The organism is Kitasatospora sp. NPDC094016, from assembly GCF_040304045.1.
GTDB lineage: Bacteria > Actinomycetota > Actinomycetes > Streptomycetales > Streptomycetaceae > Kitasatospora.
In genome coordinates, this window is record NZ_JBEOUK010000002.1 from 195,894 (window position 1) to 215,353 (window position 19,460).

Below are 19,460 nucleotides of genomic sequence, written 5' to 3' on the forward strand. Positions count from 1 at the left end.
GCTGTTCATGCTGTTCATACGGTGCGTGCGGTGCGGGCGTCCTGCCGCATGCTACGAGGTGTGCCCGGGTGGTGTCGGCCCGGGGGCGGGCCACCGGCGTGCCGGTGGCCCGCCCCCGCCGCCCGCCTACTCGGTGGCGGCGCCGCCGGTGGCGACGGTGGCGAGGAAGCCGACGACGAGCATGGTGCTGTACTCCACCGTCTGCATGCTGGGGTGCGGGATGTTGAAGCTGAGGTCGGGCCAGCTGAGGCTGGGCGCGGGCGGGTCGAGGACCGTCCCCTGGGGCTCCGGGTTCGGGTTCGGGGCCGGGCCGGGGGACGGGTTGGGGACGGGGTGGGCGTTCGGCGCCGGTACCGGGTTGGGCACGGGCTTCGGCTGGAGCTCCAGCGGCCCCTTGGGGGTTTCGTAGATCTTGTAGGCGAGGACGCCCTGGCTCACGGTCGAGGACCTGGCCACGACGAACTCCGTGGGCCGGTAGGGGTTGAGGCCCGCGAAGGAGCCCAGGTCGAACCCGGCTTCGACGTCCCGGTGGTCACCGGCGGCCTCCAGCTTCATCTTGAGGTACTTGACGTAGTTGGCGACCTCCTTCCCGCCGTCCTTCTCCGCCGGGCCGCCCCCGTTCTTGGTGTCCCAGACGTAGACCTTGCTGTCCGTCCAGTAGATGAGGTCGGCCTTGCCGTTGACCTTCAGGTTGCCCGCGTTCTTTCCCTTCGCGGCACCGGGGATGTAGTTCTCGGAGTCGATCCCCTTCCCGATGTACGAGAGGTCGGTGGTGACCTTGCCGCCCCCGTGCGGCTGCGACATCCGCAGCTTCAGTGCGTAGCCCTCGGTGACGAAGTCATGGGCCGGGGTGTACTTGGTGGCGACCTCGTTCTTGAACGACCAGACCTCCGAGATCACCCGCTCGATGAGCTTGGGCAGGGCGTTGAACCAGTTCAGGCCGGTCGGGTCGGTCTTGTTGACCGGGTCGTTGTCGGAGTAGGCGTAGCCGTTCCACTGCTGCGGCACGTCGAGCTTGAGCAGTGGATCGGGGTTGAGGAACCGGCCGGTGGACGGCTGGTACTCGCGTGCCCCGAGGTTCACCAGCCCGGTGGCCGGATCCAGTTCGCCACCGACGAAGGCCCGTGCGCCCAGCCAGCTGCCCGGCGCGGGCTGGGTGCCGCGCTGGTTGCCGAAGGGGTCGGTCGGCCGGCGGACGACCGCCTGGCCGGGGTCGGTGCCGATCTGGACGCCGGCGGTGCCGTGCGGGTCGGAGGCTTGGTAGACCAGGACACCCCCGCCGGTGGTGGCGGTGAGCCGGGTGATCGTCAGACCGCCGGGCGAGGGGTAGTAGCGGACGTCGGACATGGCCTTGGTGCCGGTGTCGAGCGTGAGCTCGTCCATCCCCAGCAGCAGCGTGGTCGACCCCCGGTTGTAGCGGAGCAGCAGGTTGCCGTCCGCGTCGTAGAGGTAGGTCGCGCCGTTGGCCGAGCCCTTCTGGGCCGGGGTCACCGCGGCGAGCTTGCCCTCGCCGGTCCAGGCCAGGTTCGCGGTCCCGGCGGGGCCGGAGATCCCGGTGGTGTTGCCGGACTTGTCGTACTGGTAGGAGGTGGTGGCCGTCCCGGTGCTCGGCGAGCCGCTGGTGGCGGAGAGCAGGGCGTGCGGACCGCCGGTGCCGGTGTTGGGCTGGCCCTGGGCGCCGAAGGTCTGCGTCGTGGTGACGTCGTTGGAGGTGTTGCCGGTGACGTCGTGCTGCACCAGCTGGGTGCGGTTGCCGGTGGCGTCGTACCCGTAGGACTGCCAGTACGGGGTAGGGCCGCCGACGCTCGGCGAACCACCGTTCACCGCTGGGCCGTTGGCGTTGGCGCAGCCGCCGATGCCGGGCACCGAGGTGGCTCCGCCGGAGCCGTAGCCGGTGCCGGAGGAGTCGCTCCACGCCCCGGTGGGCTTGGTGGTGACGCCGCCGGTGTCGGTCCACGCCTGGGTCAGTCGGCCCAGGTAGTCGTAGCTGAAGCACTGGCGGTCGCTCGCCGAGGCGTTCTGCAGGTCGGTGACCGAGGTGAGCTTGCCGGCCGGGTTGTAGGTGTAGGTGGTCTGGTCGAGCGAGGTGGTGCCGACCTGGCGGTCCAGGAACGAGGACACCACGTGGCCGGTGGCCACGTCGTAGACCTGGGTGGAGACGACCTGGGTGCCGTAGTCGCCCAGCGTGGTGCGCACGGTGTTGCCGAACGCGTCGTACTGGACGTCGTGGACCAGGGTGTCGTTGCCCGCGGTGTTCTGCAGGTTGCCCGCGGTGTCGTAGACGTTGGTGACGGTCTCGGCGGGCAGGCCGCCGAGCGCCGGCAGGGTGGTGGTCGCCAGCGTGCCCAGGACGTTGTTGTAGGTGTTGCCGGTGGTGTAGGTGCCGCCCAGCGCGCCCTCGGCGGAGGGGACGGTGACCGTCGTGCCCTGCGGGCGGTAGGCGGTGTCGTAGCCGGTCACCGCCTTGGTGTAGGCGGTGCCGCCGGCGCCGCCGACGTAGCGGGTCGAGCCGGTGGGCTTGCCCTTGGCCAGTGTGTCGTAGCTCCAGGAGGCCAGCTGGTTGGCGGGCGCCACCGGGCCGTTGTAGCTGCCGGTCTTTCGGCCCAGCAGGTCGTAGGTGTAGGAGAGGGTGTTGCCGACGGCGTCGGTGGTGTGGTCCACCCGCGAGTTGACGTCGTAGGAGGTGTGGGTGGTGCCGGTGTCCGGGTCCGTCGCGGTGGTCTGGCGACCCATCAGGTCATAGCCGTAGGACCAGGTGTTGCCCGCCGAGTCGGTCCGCGTCGCGGGCTGGCCGCCCGGCGTGTAGCCGTAGCCGGTGACGTCCGCGTCGGCGGCGTTGCCGGTCGGGGTCGGGCCGCGGTACTGCCACAGCGCGCTGACGTGCTTGCGCGCGTCGGTGAACGTGGAGGTGGCCGTGCCGCCCTGGGGCGGGACGACGTCGGTGCGGTCCACCCCCGGGTAACTGGTGGTCGTCGACCACTGCGGCTGCGCGTAGGAGACGAACGCCGAGGTGGTGACCCGGCCCTGGCCGTCGTAGCTCAGCCAGGTCTGGGACGGGACCTGCGCGTCCTGCGGGACGAAGACGGTGCCGTTGGGGAAGGTGCTCTTCTCGTAGTACGGCGCGGACTTCTTGATCGCCCAGCCGTGCGAGTCGTAGACGGTGTCGGTGATCAGCCGGCCGGTGGCGGCGGTCGGCGAGGTGGCCTGGGTCTGACGCAGCCGGCCGATGCCGTCGTACAGCTCGGTCTTGTAGGAGTAGGTGTTGTCCTCGCGCAGCGCCTGGCTGGTCACGACCGAGGGCCCGGTGAGGCCGTTGACCGCGTAGGAGTACTTGTAGGTCGGGTTGCCCTTGACCGGCTGCTGCGGCAGCCAGACGGCGGTCTGGCGCCCGAGGCCGTCGTACTGCTGCGTGGTGACCCGGCCGTTGACGTCGGTGGAGGTCAACGGCAGCCCGCGGCCCGGGTCCTGGACCACGGTGGTGCTCCAGGCGGTGCCCATCGGGCCGGTCGAGGTGACCGTGGTCGGCAGCGCGCCGGTCGCCGGGGAGTAGGCGACCGTCGTGGTGGCCGCCGGAGCCGCCGGGTCGGGGGCGGAGAGCTGGTTGCCCCGGTCGTCGTAGCTGGAGCCGTCGTTCGCGCTGGAGGAGGCCGGGCGCCCGTAGACGTCGAAGCCGGAGTGGCCCGCGTTGACGAACACCGGCTTGCCGGCGGCGTCGTAGTGGTCCAGCTGCTGCGCGCCGGTGGGCTCCGCCAGCACGCCCGCCTGGCCGAACGGCAGGTTGTCGTAGAGGGTGCGGACGTCGGTGACCACGGTGGTCGCCGTCGCCGGGGTGCCGCAGGGGCCGGTGGCCGCCCGCTTCTCGCTCGACAGGTTCAGCAGCATCGGGTTGGCGCTGCTGACGGCGTAGGAGGTGGTGGTGCAGATCTCGGGGGTGCCGGCGGTGCCGTCGCCCTGGTCGTCGACCTGGATCTCCCGGTTGCCCTGCGCGGGGTCGGAGGTGGAGATCTTCGTCTGGGTCCGCCAGCCGCCGCCGGAGAGCTTCTCCTTGGTGACGGCGGTGACCTGGGAGGCCGGGTAGCGGGCGATCAGGTCGGGCAGGCCGTCGGACTGCTTGTGGGTGGCGGTGGTCTGCTGGCCGTTGGTGGTGCTGCCGGTGAGCGAGACCACCGAGCCGCCGGCCTGGTCGTAGACCTGGGTGGCGAGCTTGCCGCCGGCCAGCCAGTCGGCGTCGGTGACCTGGTTGCCCAGCGGGCTGGTGACGGTCACGCTCCGCCTGGTGCCGTCGGACTTGACGTCGCCGTCCATGCCCCGCAGGTAGGTGACCGTCTGCTGGGTCCTGGGCGCCTCCCCGGTGTAGCCGCTGCCGGTCACGGTGTCGACCGACTGGTAGCCGCGGAAGGAGTCCCAGGTGCGGGTCTTGGGGTCGATGTGCTCGGAGTCGTTGCGGTGCCAGGCGGCGCCGCCGTGGTAGCTGTAGGCGATCGCGGAGATCACCGAACCGGTCACGGCGTCCTGCTCGCTGACCGAGGTGACCAGGTACGTGTTGAACCAGTCGTTGACCGGGGTGGTCGACGAGGAACCGGGCAGGTACCACTTGACCGGGCGGCAGGCCATGGTGTTGCCGTCCTCGGACGGCGGCATGGTGTTGTTGACCCGGGAGCACTCCGGCTGGCTGTACCGGACGTCGATCTGGCCGCCGGTCTCGCCGGTGATCTGCTGGATGCGCGGCCGGTTGAAGATCGGCGCGGCCGGCACCAGGCCGTCCACCCGGTTCGGCAGCTCCCGCGCCGTGAAGGTCACGGCGGGGGTCGTCACGTTCGCCTGGCCGTTGGAGCCGGTGCGCTGGACCGAGGCCAGCCACAGTGCGGGCTTGGTGCCGTCGCCGGGGTCGGGGAAGGAGTGGGTCAGCGCCCAGCTGTCCACGGTGCGGTAGGCCGAACCGGCCAGCACCTGCGTGGTGATGCCGGTCAGCCGCTTGGTGCTGAAGAAGGACGGGCCGTTGCCGGTGCAGGCCGACGATCCGTCACAGGCCTGGTCCAGCGGGACGTCCGGCCAGGAGGCGGCGTTGGCGGTGGTGCGCTGCGCCTCGGCGCAGGTGATGGTGCCCGAGGGCAGGCAGCGCTCGGCGGTCGAGAAGAGCACCTGGGCGGCGGGCTGCTTCGAGCCGTGCGCCGCGACCTGCTCCGGCAGGCGCTGGCCCCAGGCGATCTGGCGCGGGTAGCCGCCGCGCACGTACGCGGTCGCGGTGCCCTTGCCGTTGTTCTGGCCGCCGCCGCGGTTGTAGCTGTTGGTCTCGGTCGCGTAGGAGTAGCTGACCAGGTTCTGGTGGGTGTCCACCACGTAGTCGAGGTTCCAGCGCCACCCCATGGTGCACCAGGAGCCCTGGCCCGCCGTGGAGTTGCACGGGTCGCCGGCGTTCGGCGCGTAGACCGGCTCGCCCCAGGCGGAGTTGCTGGCCGGGTCGGTGCCGTCGCCGCCCGGCAGGTGGTTCTGGCCGAACCAGTACTGGGTGCCGTCACCCGTGGTGATCCGCCAGTACTCGCCGTTGTCGAGGCCGTTGGGCGCGCCCGTCAGCTGCTCGACCTTGGTGCCGTCGTCGCCCTGGAGGCGCCAGGCGCCGGTGGCGTCGTCGCGCACCAAGGCGCCGGTGTGGCCGGCCAGCGAGACGCTGGCGTTCTGCCCGCCCCAGCAGAGGTCGCGCGAGTTTGCGATCCCGGCGTTGGCACAGGACTTGTAGGAACGCTCGACGAAACCGGGCGCGTAGTTCCAGCCGTCTCCGATCCAGGAGGCCTGCGCGTTGGTGGACGAGGTCAGCCCGTCCACCGTGGCGGAGTCGTAGGAGAGCGCGACCGTCGGGGGCTTGGCGCCCAGCCCGGCCGGCAGCTGGATCGGGTACGTGTAGGTGAAGTTGCCCAGGTTGGACCCTCCGCTCCAGGCCATCGAGGGCGAGAGCGAGGTGGCGGCGTACGAGCCGCCGGCCCCGGCGGAGTCGGTGGTGGCGGCCAGCACCATCGGCGCGGCGCCGGCGGCGGAGGCCCGGACGATGCCCGGTCCCTCGCGCAGCGAGGCCTGGACGACGGCCCCGGTGTGCGCGGGTGCGGTGGCGGGGACGGTCGCGGTGGGGCCCCGGGGGAGTGCGACGTCGGCGGTGAGCTTGCCGGCGGGCGCGTCCGTGGTGGTGGGGACCGGCGTCTGGGTGCGGCACTCGGGCAGGTCCGGAGTGGTCAGCGCGCAGGCCGGGAGGGCGACGAGCCGGGTGCGGTCGACGGACAGCCCCTGGCCGAGGGCCTTGAGGTCGACGTCGACGGTCACCTTGCGGTCGCCGGTGGAGCCGGTGGCGTCGGGGGCCGCGCCCTCGGTCAGCGAGATCAGCGGACCGTTCACCCCGGCCGCCGCGCCCTTGGCCGGGGCGACGACCTGCACCGTCACCGGGTGTGCGGTGCCGGGGTCGTCGGCGGTGGGCGACAGGGCCACCGGGAGGTCGCCGGCCCGGACCGGCGTGCGTCCGCCGGAGGCCGCCGCAGACCCGCCGGTGGCGCGCTGGGCCGCCCGGGCCTCGGGGGAGTCGGCCCCGATGGTGACCTCGGCGGTACCGGTCGGTGTCGCGGTGGCGGCGGGCCGCCATTCGTCGGGCACCGGGAATGCCGGTGCCTTGGGTGTTCCCGGGCCCTGGTCCGTCCCGGAAACGGAGTTCGTCCGCGCACCCAGGGGGGTGTGCGGGGGTATCCAGGTCTTGCCGTGCGGCCGGTGTGCCGCCCAGGCCTCGGTGGGGGGTGCGCTGAGCAGCGTGACCGCCACGACCAGCACCGACAGCAGCCCCAGCCAGGGGTGGTCCTGTCTCATCATCCAGCGCCCGAACCGTATTCGGGCACGCCAAACACCCACGTGACTCTCCAAGTGAGATCCGTATCGAATGATTGATCACGAATGAGATCGAGTGATCGTCCAGGACCCTAGGCGCGTGACGGAGGGTCAAGCTGAACGAGCCTCGTCGAGCCCTCATATTTTGCCGAGCATTTACCTGGGCACGGGTGACAAAGCGGACAACTGCACACAAGATCACATGCGGTTTGACCTGCGGCTTTTCACTCGCGATCGTTCATCCTCGATCGCCCGCACGAAACCGGCGCGGGCCCTTCGGAGGGACCTCCCGAACCAGCATGAGAACCACCCCAGCCCCGCCGGTCATCACGACCCGTCGGCGGGGCAGACGCCTGCTCGCCCTGACCACCAGCGCGCTCCTCGGCCTCGGCCTGGCCGCCGTCCCCGCCGCCGGTGCCGATGCCCCGGGCGGGGCGCCCGCGCCCGCCGCCCAACCCGTCGCCGGGCCCGCCCCGGACCCGCAGGTCCGGGCCCTGCTCGACGCCCGGGCCAAGGCCAAGGCGAGCGGACAGCCCGTCACCGTGGACGCGCTGACCACCGAGGCCACCGAGACCACCGTCGCCCCCGACGGCCGGCTCGCCACCACCAGCTACGCGGAGCCCGTCCGGGTCAAGCGCGACGCCGGCTGGGCCGCCGTCGACACCACGCTGCACGCCAACGCGGACGGCACGGTCAGCCCGGCCGTCACCCCGAACGCGCTCGCGCTCTCCGGGGGCGGCGGTGGCATGCTGGCCACCCTGACCACCGGGGACGGCAAGAAGCTGGCGATCGGCAGCCCGTTCACGCTGCCCAGGCCGGAGCTGGCCGGCTCCACCGCGACCTACCGCGGCGTGCTCGGCCCGGACGTCGACCTCCAGGTCACCGCGCGGCCGGACGGCGGCTGGCGGGACGTCATCGTGGTGCGCACGGCCGCCGCCGCGGCCGACCCGGCACTGGCCAAACTGCACTTCCCGCTGAGCGCGGACGGCCTGAGCGCCCACCAGGACGAGGCGGGGAACCTGTCGTTCACCGACGCCGCCGGGGCGGTCCGGTTCCACGCCCCGACCGCCTTCCAGTGGGACTCCACCACCCAGCCGGCCCCGGCCGCTCCGACGGCCGCCCAGTCCGGCGCTGCCGCTCCGGCGGCCGCCCCGGCGAGCCTGCGGACCGTCGCGGCGTCGCGCTCGCTGACCCGCGCCGCCGCCCCGGCCGAGGCACCCGCCGCGCCGCCGGCGCCGGCCGCCCCGTCCACCGCGGAGGCACCGGGCGGGGCCGCCGTGGTCGCGCCGATCGCCACGGCCGTCACGGCGGACGGCATCGACCTGACGCCCGATCCGGCCACCTTCGGCCAGGGCACCGGCCCGTGGTACCTGGACCCGACGATCAGCGCCGACAGCCCCTCCCAGGCCTCCGTCCAGGTCCAGGAGAACTTCCCGAAGACCAAGAACTACAACGCGCTCGGCCAGCTCGGCACCGGGTACTGCGGCTACTCCGACTGCAACGGGTACGGCCGCTACCGCGCCTACTACCAGCTCGGCATCAACGCCGCGATCTGGACCCAGCCCGGCGGCGCCCCGGCCGCCCCCACGGTCTACAACTCGACGCTGTACACCAACGTCACCAGCCAGGCCGCCCCGGGCACCCAGACGCCGCTGGGCGTCTACTGGACCCCGCCGATCGACGGCAACACCACCTGGGAACAGCAGCCCTGCTGGGACAACCTGGGCAACTGCAACAAGGTGGCGGGCGCGACGGTCACCGGCACCGGCGGACTGAACTTCGACGTCACCACCTCGATGCAGCAGCTGGCCGCCGGCCACGCCGGCAACTGGACCATCGCGCTGATCCCGGACGACGAGCGGAACAAGCTCTACCGCGTCCACCTCGGCAACAACCCGCACATCACCACCTGGTACGACATCGCGCCCAGCACCTGGGGCCCGGCGACCTCGCCGACCCCCGGCTTCGCGTCCAACCCCTCGCTGAACGCCGCCTGCCAGACCCCGAACACCGGGCGCCCCTGGGACAACCCGGGCTGGATCGGCGCCAACCAGAACATCACCCTGTCGGCGAACAGCTGGTCGCCGTCCGGGCAGAACCTCCAGTCGAACTTCCACGTGTGGGACGACAACGACAAGGGCTGGCAGCTGGTGCAGGGCTCCGCGTGGGCGGGCGCCTGGAACACCCTGAGCGTCCCGGTCGGCTCGCTGACCGACGGCCACCAGTACGGCTGGCTGGCCAACTCCACCGACGGCGGCCTGACCTCGCCCGACACCAACTGGTGCTACTTCCGGGTCGACAAGACCCCGCCGACCGTCTCGCTGGGCTCGGCCGACTTCCCGCCGTCCGGCACACCGAACCCGAGCCCGAAGTTCTTCGCGAGCGACCCCGGCAACCCGGGTACCTTCACCCTGACCGGCACCGACCCGGCCCCCGCCGGCGGCAACTCCTCCGGTGTGGCGTGCATCCGCTGGACCACCGTCCCCACCCACGCCAACCAGACCGGCTGGGGCTGCGGGGGCGGCAGCGGCAACGGAGAGGGCGTCGTCGCCGGCGGCAACGGCACCTTCCGCTACAGCCCGGGGACCTGGGGCACCAACACCGTCTGGTTCCAGGCCCAGGACAACGCCGGCAACTACAGCCAGGTCGGCTCGTACACCTTCTACGCGCCCTGGAACAAGAACGCCACCCCGGTGTTCGGCAACGTCACCGGCAGCCGCCGCCCCGACGTGCTCACCCCGGACGCCAACGGCAACCTGCGGGTGATGGAGGCCAACACCGATCCCGGCAACGTCCCGGCCGCCCCGGCCGCGGCCGCGCCCGGCGCCCAGGACCCGGCCTTCCGGGGCACCAACTGGTCCAACTACCAAGTGACGCACCGCGGCAGCCTCCAGCGCGGCAGCTTCGTCGACGACGTCCTGGCGCACAACACCACCGGCGGCGGCGAGCTGGCCAAGCACCTGTACAAGGTGAAGAACGACGGCAACGGCCACTTCGACGGCATCCCGACCGACCTCGCCAAGCCCACCGCCTGCTACGGCACCGACAACGTGCTCGCGTCCGACTGCGGCACGCTGAACTACCCGGGCGACTGGGCGCAGGCGAGCCAGGTCCTGGCGCTGGGCACACCGACCGGTGAGGTCACCAAGCCGGTCACCCTGCCGGACCCGCAGAACCCCGGGCAGACCGTCACGAAGTACACGATCTCCCAGACCGTGCTGCTGAGCGTCGAGAACGGCGCGCTCTGGCTGTACAGCCCCACCGCGGCGGGCACCCTCCAGAACGCCCGCAAGCTGTCCGCCGACAACGTGTGGAACGGCTACGACCTGATCAACCCCGGCCCGGCGGCCGGCACCGCGCAGGCCACCCTGTGGGCCCGCAACCAGGCCACCGGCCAGATCCGCTCGTACGCCGTCACCGGCGGCGCCACACCCGACTACGGCGCGCTGGCCGGCCCGGCCGGCGGCGCGGTGATCCTGGACGGCAGGGGCACCACCGCGGCCAACTACCCGAGGATCGGCTCCTCCGGCGACCTCGACGGGGACGGCCTGCCGGACCTGTGGACCGTCGACGGCAGCGGCCGGTTCGCGATCTGGAAGGGCGCCACGACCAACGGCACCGCCGGGACCAACCAGGTCACCGGTTTCCAGGACGCCGCGGTCATGGGCTACGCCAACGGCTCCGTCGCGGTGCAGAACGCCTGGTCGCCCGGCCCCTGCCTGGACGCCTACGGCGGCCCGGCGGCCGGCAACATCGTCGACGTCTGGAGCTGCTGGGGCGGTACCAACCAGCGCTTCACCTTCGCCTTCGACGGCACCCTCCAGACGGGCGGCGTCTGCGTGACGCTGGCCCAGAACGCGACCGGCAACGGCACCAAGGTGGTGCTCGCCCCATGCGTGTCGGGTGACACGGACAAGCCGACCGCCGCGGCCCAGCAGTGGCGCTACGACCCGGCCAGCGGCCGGATCACCAGCCTGGCGGCCACCGACGCCCCCTCCGGGCGCTGCCTGGAGGAACCCGGCTGGAACGGCACCAACGGCACCCAGATGGGCATCTGGGACTGCAACGGCGGCGCGAACCAGTCCTGGAAGCTGATCCCGCTGACCTGACGGCCAGGCGGGCAGCACCCCCGACGCCGGCCTCCGCGAACACCCGCGGAGGCCGGCGTCGGGCGTTTCGGCGCCCGGCGGTCAGGGCGAACGCCGCCGCGTCCGCCCGGTCACTCCCGCCACCTGGGCGGCCTCCTGACGAGCCGTGCCACACCTCGTCCGCATGGGACGGCGGTCATCGCCGCACCCGCCTCGAAGGGCCCGCCTTGTGGGAGGTGGGGCGTTGCGGTCGCTTTCCGGAGAGGAGTTGACGCACCAACTGGTGCAGCGAAACCACCCCGGTGATCGGTGGCAGGCCTGCGACGATCACATCGGGGACGGTCGGTGAGGCGTCGGCCACGCACAGACCGGCCGCCGTGGCGGAGAAGGCGACCACCACGACCCACGAGTGCACGGGCCGACGTCCGTCCAGTGCGGCGTGCAGTACCGACAGGCAGCCCACCAGCCACGGCCCGTAGATGACCAGCGGCCACAGGTGAGGAAGTCCGCCCGGCGCTCGGTCGAGCGCCAGGTTGCGCAGTGGGTCGTAGGCGAGTAACCAGCCCAGCACGCACACCGCGATGACGGTCATGGTGCTGAGTACCAGGAACAGCGAGCCGAGGACCTGTGACCAGGTGGCCTCGGCGGGGGGCGTGCGCCGTCGGTGTCGGGAGATCGGGCGTCCGGGGCCGGCGCCGGACAGGCCTGGATCGCTGACGGGAGCGCGGGGGTGCGGGACGAAGGGACTCCCCGGGTCCCAGGTGCCCAAGGCTTCGATGGTCGGGTACGTGGGCAAGTCCTCTGGTTCGAACTGGGTGGCACCACCGTGCGGGGGGAGGAAAGCGGCTCTCGGGTCATACACGGCGCCCTCCATGTCCTTGCCGTCTCCGCCGGGCGACGGTTGCCCGTTCGGCGCGCATCTCGGTCGTCATGCGCCGGTCGGGACCGGCTCCGCGCCACAGCGTCGGCCGAAGTCCTCCTCGAGCTGACGGAGCGTCCGCAGGAAGTCGGCCAGGTAGCTGGAGCAGTGGTGCAGGACGACCCGTTCGCCGTTGCATGACAAGTAGCCGATCCGTACGTCACCCGCAGGGTTCCGCCGATCCGGGACGAAGAACCACTCGCCGAGCCTGGTCGCCGGCTCCTTCGGCGGGCGGTGCGGCAGAGTCATTGGTTGGCACATTGAACTCATGCCCCATCAACGAAATGGCTGCCGGGACGCGTATCCGGCATCCGGGCGTCGTTCCATATTCAGCATTCCGGCGCTCTCCGAAAATACCCGGACTGGTTCGGGCCCGGCCGCGCTCCGGGGCCCGCCCGGGCTGTCGCAAATTCCCGTGCCGGTGCAGACGGGCCCTCGGGGGATGTCCAGGCGGTCGAGCGGGCGGGTGAAGGGCCAGTGGGAGGTGTGCCGGCACCGGTGGTGAAGGCGGTGTCGTGGCCGGAGTGGACCCGGTTCTCGATGTTCGACCGGAGCCGTGCCGCGTTCGTGACGGCCTGGCCCGCGCCCTTGGTGCCGCCGCTACCTGCGGACTCACATGACCGGCCCTTTACTTTCGGTGCCGGAAAATGGATTTCCGGTGAATCCTGATTTCCACCTGCCTCCCGGGTGGCGAATGGTCGATCCTGTGAGCCGCTGCCCGCCGGCCGATTACCGTGGAATATGGGCGTCGTCCCATATGAGTTTCCGGCGCGGCTCGTCAAACCTCCCCGGGGATACGGGCCGTGACGTAATTCATCTCGATGGCGGCGCTCTCTGAAATTCCCCAGGGCGCACGCCCGGCGCTCGATCCTCCCCCTATTCGTCCGGAGTGGTCGTGTAGCATTTGCGGCCGTACGGGGACCGCTCGAATTCGGAGCCCCGTCTGCTGGTGAAGTCCAGGTTGTGAGGAGCAGTGGATGCTCACCAAGGAGGAATACGAGAATGTGCGGGACCTGCACCTGCAGGGGTGGTCCATCTCGGCCATCGCCCGGCACCTGGGGCACGACCGCAAGACGGTAAGGCTCTACCTCCGCGGGGAGCGGACCGTGGGGATCCGCAGCTCGGCCCAGGACCAGCTCTCCGCTTTCCTCCCGTACTGCCGCCAGCGACTCGCGGACGATCCGCACCTGCCGGCATCCACGCTGTTCGACGAGGTCTCGGCGTTGGGCTATCCGGGTGGATACTCGACCTTCACCCGGGCCCTGCGCAAGCACCGGGTCCGGCCGGCCTGCGAGCTCTGCGGCTCAGCCGGGTTCGGTGCCGGCGCCGTCGCCCCGCGTCCGGCGGACGAGAAGGTCCGGTTCGAGTGGCTGGAGCTTCCCGGGCCACCGGCGGATTGGGACGGCAGGAGCCCGGCCCGGCTGCTACTGGGCTCGGTCACCCGGCCGGATCGTTGGCGCGCCGTGATCGTCGAAGGCGGAGAACTCCCGCAGCTCGTCGAGGGGATCGACCAGGTGCTGCGGCGGCTGGGCGGTACCACCGGATGCTGGCGGTTCCGCCGGTCGCCGACCGTGTGGTGCGTGGACACCGGTCGGGTGACGCCGGCCTTCGCACGGGTGGCCAAGTACTACGGCGTGACGGTCAAGGTCTGCCGGTCCGACCGGGTCAGTGCCATGGACGCGGCCCATCGCGCCACCGTCCAGAACTGGTGGCTCACCGTTCCGGACGGTCGCTCCCTCTGGAGTGCCCAGGAGATCCTCGACCGGTACGCGTCCGCCCTGGACGACCGCGGCCGCACGGTCGGCGACCCGGACCAGTCGGCTCCGGCGACGGCGCTGCTGGACCTGCCGGGCACCCCGTACCCGCTCCAGAGCTGCGTCGACCGCACGGTCATGCCGCAGGGCCTGGTGCCCTATCGCGGGAACTTCTACGCGGTCTCGGCCGATCTGACCGGCGCGGAAGTGCACGTCCAGCGACGCCTCGGGGAATCGTTCCTGTCGATCACCGCCGCGAGCGGAGCGGTCATCGCCTGCTACGCACTGGCGCCGCCGGGTGCTGGGCTGAGGCTGGTCGACCGCGACAGGGCCATCGTGTTGCAACGCCCGGTCCGCCCGCCCCGTGTCGAGGCCCCACCCTGCCCGCGCGGCAAGGACCACCTCCCGCTCTCCCCGGCGGCCCAGGCCGAGGCCGAGGCCCTGTACAGGAACGGTTCGGCGCCAGGGCGCGTGTTCGATCGTGAGCAATCCGCGGGAGTCGCCCCCCACCGCGGGGTCTGATCCGCCGGCCGGTCTCACGTGACACGAGCACCGGCACCGAGGGCCCCGCAACCGGACGAACGGCCGGACGAACGGGTGCGCGGCCCCGGGCCAGGGCGGGTCGGCCGCCGCCTCGGCCGGTGCGCGGGCTAGGTTCGGGTCCGTGACCGGCAACGACGCGGTCCTGGCGCTGATGGTCGCCACGGCGCTGGGCTTCGACTTCACCAACGGCTTCCACGACACCGGCAACGCGATGGCGACCTCGATCGTCACCGGCGCCCTGCCCCCGCGCGTCGCGGTCGCGGTGTCGGCGGTGCTGAACCTGGTGGGCGCGTTCCTGTCGACCGCCGTGGCGGCGACCATCGCCAACGGCCTGGTCGCCACGGGAGAGGTCACCCTGACGGTCGTCTGCGCCGGTCTGGTCGGCAGCATCCTGTGGAACCTGGCCACCTGGTTCCTCGGGATCCCCTCCAGTTCCTCGCACGCGCTGATCGGCGGGGTGGTCGGGGCGACGGTGGCGGCCGCCGGGGCCTCGGCCGTCAAGTGGCAGGGGCTGGTCTCCAAGGTGGTCGTGCCCGCGGCGCTGTCGCCGTTCATCGCCGGTGGGGTGGCCGCGGTCGGCACCCTCCTGGTCTACCGCCTCACCCGCGACGTGCCCGAAGGCCCGCGCGGGCGCGGCTTCCGGATCGGCCAGATCGGCTCGGCCTCCATGGTCTCGCTCGCCCACGGCACCAACGACGCGCAGAAGACCATGGGCGCCATCACCCTCGCCCTGATCGCCAACGGCACCCTGCCCACCGGGGCGAAGGCGCCGGCCTGGGTGGTCCTCTCCTGCGCGCTGGCGATCGCCCTGGGCACCTACATCGGCGGCTGGCGGGTGATCCGGGCCCTGGGCAAGGGGCTGGTGGAGATCGAACCGCCGCAGGGGATGGCCGCCGAGTCGGCCTCGGCCGCCGTGATCCTCTGCTCCACCGACTTCGGCTACTCGCTCTCCACCACGCACGTGGCCACCGGGTCGATCCTGGGCTCGGGGATCGGCAGGAGCGGCGCCGTGGTGCGCTGGCAGCTCGCCCGCCGGATGGTGACGGCCTGGCTGCTCACCCTGCCGGCTTCCGCCCTGGTCGGCGCGCTGGCCTACCGGGCCGCGAACGGGATCGGCGGGACGGCCGGCGTGGTGGTGATCGTCGGCGTGCTGGTGGCGGCGTCGGTCGCCTTCTTCGCCGCCTCCCGCCATCCGGCCGTGACGCCGGAGAACGTCAACGCGGCGTGGACCGGTTCGGTGGCCCCGGAGCCCGTCAAGGCCACGGACGAGGTGAGCCCGTGAACGCCTGGATCAACCTGGACGCGGTGTGGAGGATCGTCGTGGTGGGCCTGCTCACCGGCGCCGGCCTGCCCGCGCTGTTCGCCCTCGGCCTGCGCCTGCTCAACCCGCCCGGCTCGACCGGCTCGACCGGCTCGACCGGCTCGATCGGCGAGCCGGCTGCGGTCCGGCCCGCCGCCGGGCCGGTCGGCGCCACCCTGGCGGGACTGATCTTCGCGGTGGTGCTCGCGGCGATCGGCTGGGGCATCTCCGTCATCGTCAGCCACCGCTGACCGCCCGCCGTCCAGGCCGTCCCGGCGCGTGCCGGTCCCGCCGGGAGGTGCGGGCTCCGCCCGGGCCGTACGTCCGAGTCCGCCCGTGCGCTCGTCCTCGGCGGCAGCAGGCCGGCAGGCCGGGATCCACGGAGTCGGCGGGTGAAATCCGGATCTCACGTTCTCGGCACCCGCACCGTCTTCCAGGTGAGACAGCAGGTGCAGAAGGCGGCCGGGCACGGCGACGACCCGAAGACCGGGCGGAGGCCGCCGGACGTGGAGGACGGCAGTGCCGGCCGCGACCGGCCTGCTGTTTCGGGAGCTCGAACACACCGGTTCGGATTCAAGGTCTACGGCAGGGCGAGGATGAGGGAACCGTTCGAGAAGGCGGTCGAGCAGCACGGCGCGACCGTGCTGCGGGTGTGCCGGGCGCTGCTGGGGACACACGACGCGGACGACGCCTGGTCGGAGACGTTCCTGGCGGCGATGCGGGCCTGGCCAGGGCTGCCGGAGGCGGCGAACGTGGAGGCGTGGCTGGTGACGATCGCGCGGCGCAAGGCGATCGACGTGCTGCGCGCCGCCGGACGCCGGCCGCTGCCGGTCGAGGAGTTGCCGGAGGCGCCCAGTTCGTCGGGCGTTCCGGGCGCTGACGACGGCGAGCTGTGGGAGATGGTGGGGCGTCTTCCGGGCAAGCAGCGGCAGGCGGTCACGTTCCGCTATCTGGCCGGGATGTCGTACGACGAGATCGCGGCGGTCCTGGGTGGGAACACCGCGGCGGCGCGCCGGGCGGCGGCGGACGGTCTGAAGAATCTACGAAAACACTATCCGGGCGCGACCTCGAGAGGAGCAGCTACATGAGCGGCACCCGATCCCACGATGACGTCCTGAACGTGCTGTCGGCTCCCGTCGACGCCGGGACCCTGGCCCGACTGCACCGCCGACTGGAGGCCGAGGCCCAGGCCGCCGCCCTGGTCGACATCGCCTACACCGTCGTCGACTCCCCGGTCGGCCCTCTGCTGCTGGCCGCCACCGACCTGGGCCTGGTCCGTGTCGCCTACGCGGTCGAGGACCACGACCGAGTCCTTCAGACCCTGGCCGACAAGGTCAGCCCGCGCATCCTGCGCGCCCCCGGCCGGCTGGACACCGCTGCCCGGGAGATCGACGAGTACTTCGACCACCGCCGTCGCGCGTTCGACCTGCCGCTGGACCTGTCCCTGTCCAAGGGCTTCCGGCAACTGGTCCAGCAGCACCTGCCGGAGATCGGCTACGGCCAGACCCGCAGCTACCGCCAGGTCGCGGAACTGGTCGGCAGCCCCAAGGCGGTGCGGGCCGTCGGCACGGCCTGCGCGACCAACCCGCTGCCGGTGGTCGTCCCCTGCCACCGGGTGCTGCGCACCGACGGCACCCTCGGCGGCTACATCGGCGGCCTGGAGGCCAAGACCGCACTGCTGGAACTGGAGGCCTCGGCATGACCGCCACCACTGTCGCCACCGTCACCACCGTCACCACCGCGAAGAGGGGGAAAACGGCTCCCGGCGCGGACGGCGCCACCGCGGGCGGGCCGTGGGGCGGCCGGGCCGAGACCGCGGACTGGGACGCGGTGGCCGCCGAACTCGACGCGTTCGGAGGCGCGCTGCTGCCGCAGCTGCTCACCCCGGACGAGGCCGGCCGGCTCCGGGACCTGTACGGGCGGCCCGAGCTGTTCCGCTCCACCGTCGACATGGCCCGCCACCGGTTCGGGTCCGGCGAGTACAAGTACTTCCACGCCCCCTACCCCGAGCCGGTCGAGCGGCTCAAGCAGGCCCTGTACCCGCGGCTGCTGCCCATCGCCCGCACCTGGTGGGAACGGCTCGGCCGCACCGCGCCGTGGCCGGACACCCTGGACGAGTGGCTGCGGATGTGCCACGCGGCCGGGCAGTCCAAGTCCACCGCGATCCTGCTGCGCTACGGCGCCGGGGACTGGAACGCGCTGCACCGTGACCTGTACGGCGACCTGGTGTTCCCGCTGCAGGTCGTGATCAACCTGGACCGGCCCGGCACCGACCACACCGGTGGGGAGTTCCTGCTGGTCGAGCAGCGCCCCCGCGCCCAGTCCCGCGGCACCGCCACCCTGCTCCCGCAGGGCCACGGCTACGTGTTCACCACCCGCGACCGACCCGTGCGCTCCGCGCGCGGCTGGTCCGCCGCCCCGGTCCGGCACGGCGTCTCGGCGGTCCGCTCGGGGCACCGGCACACCCTGGCCCTGGTCTTCCACGACGCCGCCTAGCGTCCCCGGCGGCCTGTCCGCCTTCACCATCCACCATTCACCGGCCCGTGCCGCCGCCGACGCGGCCAGACGGTGCCCGCCGCCGGGGCCGGTGTCGCGGCGGTCGGATACCGGCTGGGCGGGGTGTGCCGTCCGGGCCCCTTGCCGGCAGTGGAAGAACGTTGACGAGGAAGGCACCCCATGGACCCCCTGACCAGCCCCCTGCTGACCGACCCCTCACCGCCGGGCCCCGACCTGGCAGTCACCGACACCGAAGTCACCGTGCTGGTCGCGTTGGCCGAGGCGCGCGGCGCCCGGAGCATCGCCGTCGGCTCCGGCCGGACCCCGGCCGCGCTGGCAGGCGCCGACGCGATCACCCGGGCCTGGCAGGCCGTCGGCGGCGTCGTGGCCGCCACGACCACCTGGCCGGAGACCGCAGCCTCCTGGCTGTGCCAGGCCCGCCACTTCGCCGACGCGCCGGCCGACGTGTGGGTGATGACCGGCCCGGAGGTCGGCTGGGCCCAAGTGGCCCGGCGGCTGCTGTGGTCCACGTCCTGGCGGCCCGACCGCACCCTGGCGACCGCCGCCATCGGCCGCCCCGCCACGCTGGCCCTGGTCGGCGCCCGGCAGCTGCGCGGCCTGACCGGAGCCGGTACGAACGGCGCCACCTGGACCGTCACCGACGACGGCGGCCTCACGGTCACCGACCCCGGCACATCACGATGACGGCGCTGTCCGACCTGTCGGAGGTGCCGCCCCGGCCGGGCGGCCCGACCGCGAACGCCCGGCAACCCACGCCCCTTTGAAGAACAGCGAGGAACCCTCCCGATGGCCGGTGACACCGCCCCCGCCTCCGCCCCCGAACGCTCCGTCGACCCCGGGGTGGTGATAGGCGAGGACGGGCTCGCCCGCCCCGCGTGGGCCGGCACCGATCCGCTGCTCGGCCAGTACTACGACACCGAGTGGGGCATGCCCGTACGCGACGAGCGAGGGCTGTACGAACGCATCAGCCTGGAAGCCTTCCAGGCCGGGCTGTCGTGGGCGACGATCCTGCGCAAGCGCCCGGCGTTCCGCGCCGCGTTCGACGACTTCGACCCCGACCGGGTCGCCGGCTACGGCGACACCGACGTCGAACGCCTCATGGCCGACGCCGGGATCGTCCGCAACCGCGCGAAGATCCTCGCGGCCGTGGCCAACGCCCGGGCGACCGTCCGGCTGCGCGAACACGGCGGCCTGACCGACTTCGTGTGGGGGTTCAAGCCACTCGACACCCCCAGACCGCGCACGTTCGCCGAGATCCCCACCACCTCCCCCCAATCGCAGGCCCTGTCCAAAGCACTGCGCGCACAGGGGTTCGCGTTCGTCGGCCCGACCACCATGCACGCCCTCATGGAAGCCATCGGCATCATCGACACCCACCTGGTGGACTCCCACCGCCGCGGTTCCTCCGGAATCTGGCCGGCATGACCCCACCACAGCGCCTACGCCGCGCCGCTCACCGTCGTCGGGCAGCAGGGGTA

At 72.4% G+C, this 19,460-nt stretch carries 12 protein-coding genes; 9 read left to right on the plus strand and 3 right to left on the minus strand.

Annotated features, from left to right (window positions below; genetic code table 11):
- Nucleotides 1-126 precede the first annotated feature (126 nt).
- Nucleotides 127-6,846, minus strand: a complete 6,720-nt coding sequence (locus ABT015_RS02675; RefSeq protein ID WP_350876000.1) for an RHS repeat-associated core domain-containing protein — start codon at nt 6,844-6,846, stop codon at nt 127-129.
- A 314-nt stretch (nt 6,847-7,160) separates the two neighbouring features.
- Between ABT015_RS02675 and ABT015_RS02680 the strand changes: the two genes are divergently transcribed.
- A complete protein-coding gene (locus tag ABT015_RS02680; protein ID WP_350876002.1) occupies nt 7,161-10,970 on the plus strand; it encodes a ricin-type beta-trefoil lectin domain protein in 3,810 nt (1,269 codons plus the stop codon).
- Between the two features lie 175 nt (nt 10,971-11,145).
- On the opposite strand, the gene ABT015_RS02685 is transcribed toward ABT015_RS02680, so the two are convergent.
- Both ABT015_RS02685 and ABT015_RS02690 read right to left on the minus strand, forming a co-directional pair.
- Nucleotides 11,146-11,541, minus strand: coding sequence for a DUF2637 domain-containing protein (locus ABT015_RS02685; protein ID WP_350876004.1), 396 nt, complete (start codon nt 11,539-11,541; stop codon nt 11,146-11,148).
- A 336-nt stretch (nt 11,542-11,877) separates the two neighbouring features.
- Nucleotides 11,878-12,117 carry a hypothetical protein gene (locus ABT015_RS02690; RefSeq protein WP_350876006.1) on the minus strand — a complete coding sequence of 80 codons (240 nt, stop codon included), beginning with the start codon at nt 12,115-12,117 and terminating at the stop codon, nt 11,878-11,880.
- Nucleotides 12,118-12,845: 728 nt separating this feature from the next.
- Here ABT015_RS02690 and ABT015_RS02695 point away from each other — a divergent pair.
- From ABT015_RS02695 to ABT015_RS02730, 8 genes are all read left to right on the plus strand, one after another.
- Nucleotides 12,846-14,144, plus strand: coding sequence for a terminase gpP N-terminus-related DNA-binding protein (locus tag ABT015_RS02695; protein ID WP_350876008.1), 1,299 nt, complete (start codon nt 12,846-12,848; stop codon nt 14,142-14,144).
- 142 nt (nt 14,145-14,286) lie between these two features.
- Nucleotides 14,287-15,447, plus strand: a complete 1,161-nt coding sequence (locus tag ABT015_RS02700) for an inorganic phosphate transporter (protein WP_350876010.1) — start codon at nt 14,287-14,289, stop codon at nt 15,445-15,447.
- On the plus strand, nt 15,444-15,716 hold the full coding sequence (locus ABT015_RS02705) for a hypothetical protein (protein ID WP_350876012.1): 273 nt from the start codon (nt 15,444-15,446) through the stop codon (nt 15,714-15,716). Before ABT015_RS02700 ends, ABT015_RS02705 begins: the two co-directional genes overlap by 4 nt.
- A gap of 186 nt (nt 15,717-15,902) precedes the next feature.
- Nucleotides 15,903-16,553: an RNA polymerase sigma factor gene (locus tag ABT015_RS02710; protein WP_350876014.1), complete on the plus strand. Its 651-nt coding sequence runs from the start codon at nt 15,903-15,905 to the stop codon at nt 16,551-16,553.
- A complete protein-coding gene (locus ABT015_RS02715; protein WP_350876016.1) occupies nt 16,550-17,167 on the plus strand; it encodes a methylated-DNA--[protein]-cysteine S-methyltransferase in 618 nt (205 codons plus the stop codon). The genes ABT015_RS02710 and ABT015_RS02715 overlap by 4 nt, the downstream gene beginning before the upstream one ends.
- Nucleotides 17,164-17,961 carry a 2OG-Fe(II) oxygenase gene (locus tag ABT015_RS02720; RefSeq protein ID WP_350876018.1) on the plus strand — a complete coding sequence of 266 codons (798 nt, stop codon included), beginning with the start codon at nt 17,164-17,166 and terminating at the stop codon, nt 17,959-17,961. The genes ABT015_RS02715 and ABT015_RS02720 overlap by 4 nt, the downstream gene beginning before the upstream one ends.
- A gap of 180 nt (nt 17,962-18,141) precedes the next feature.
- Nucleotides 18,142-18,666: a hypothetical protein gene (locus ABT015_RS02725; RefSeq protein WP_350876020.1), complete on the plus strand. Its 525-nt coding sequence runs from the start codon at nt 18,142-18,144 to the stop codon at nt 18,664-18,666.
- A 102-nt stretch (nt 18,667-18,768) separates the two neighbouring features.
- The gene (locus ABT015_RS02730; protein ID WP_350876022.1) at nt 18,769-19,407 is read left to right on the plus strand and encodes a DNA-3-methyladenine glycosylase I; all 639 of its coding nucleotides are present in this window, start codon (nt 18,769-18,771) and stop codon (nt 19,405-19,407) included.
- Nucleotides 19,408-19,460: the final 53 nt, after the last annotated feature.

Coding starts and splice junctions, on each gene's coding strand:
- ABT015_RS02675 (WP_350876000.1), bottom strand. CDS start 6,846: ATGATGAGACAGGACCACCCCTGGCTGGGGCTGCTGTCGGTGCTGGTC.
- ABT015_RS02680 (WP_350876002.1), top strand. CDS start 7,161: ATGAGAACCACCCCAGCCCCGCCGGTCATCACGACCCGTCGGCGGGGC.
- ABT015_RS02685 (WP_350876004.1), bottom strand. CDS start 11,541: ATGACCGTCATCGCGGTGTGCGTGCTGGGCTGGTTACTCGCCTACGAC.
- ABT015_RS02690 (WP_350876006.1), bottom strand. CDS start 12,117: ATGACTCTGCCGCACCGCCCGCCGAAGGAGCCGGCGACCAGGCTCGGC.
- ABT015_RS02695 (WP_350876008.1), top strand. CDS start 12,846: ATGCTCACCAAGGAGGAATACGAGAATGTGCGGGACCTGCACCTGCAG.
- ABT015_RS02715 (WP_350876016.1), top strand. CDS start 16,550: ATGAGCGGCACCCGATCCCACGATGACGTCCTGAACGTGCTGTCGGCT.
- ABT015_RS02720 (WP_350876018.1), top strand. CDS start 17,164: ATGACCGCCACCACTGTCGCCACCGTCACCACCGTCACCACCGCGAAG.
- ABT015_RS02725 (WP_350876020.1), top strand. CDS start 18,142: ATGGACCCCCTGACCAGCCCCCTGCTGACCGACCCCTCACCGCCGGGC.
- ABT015_RS02730 (WP_350876022.1), top strand. CDS start 18,769: ATGGCCGGTGACACCGCCCCCGCCTCCGCCCCCGAACGCTCCGTCGAC.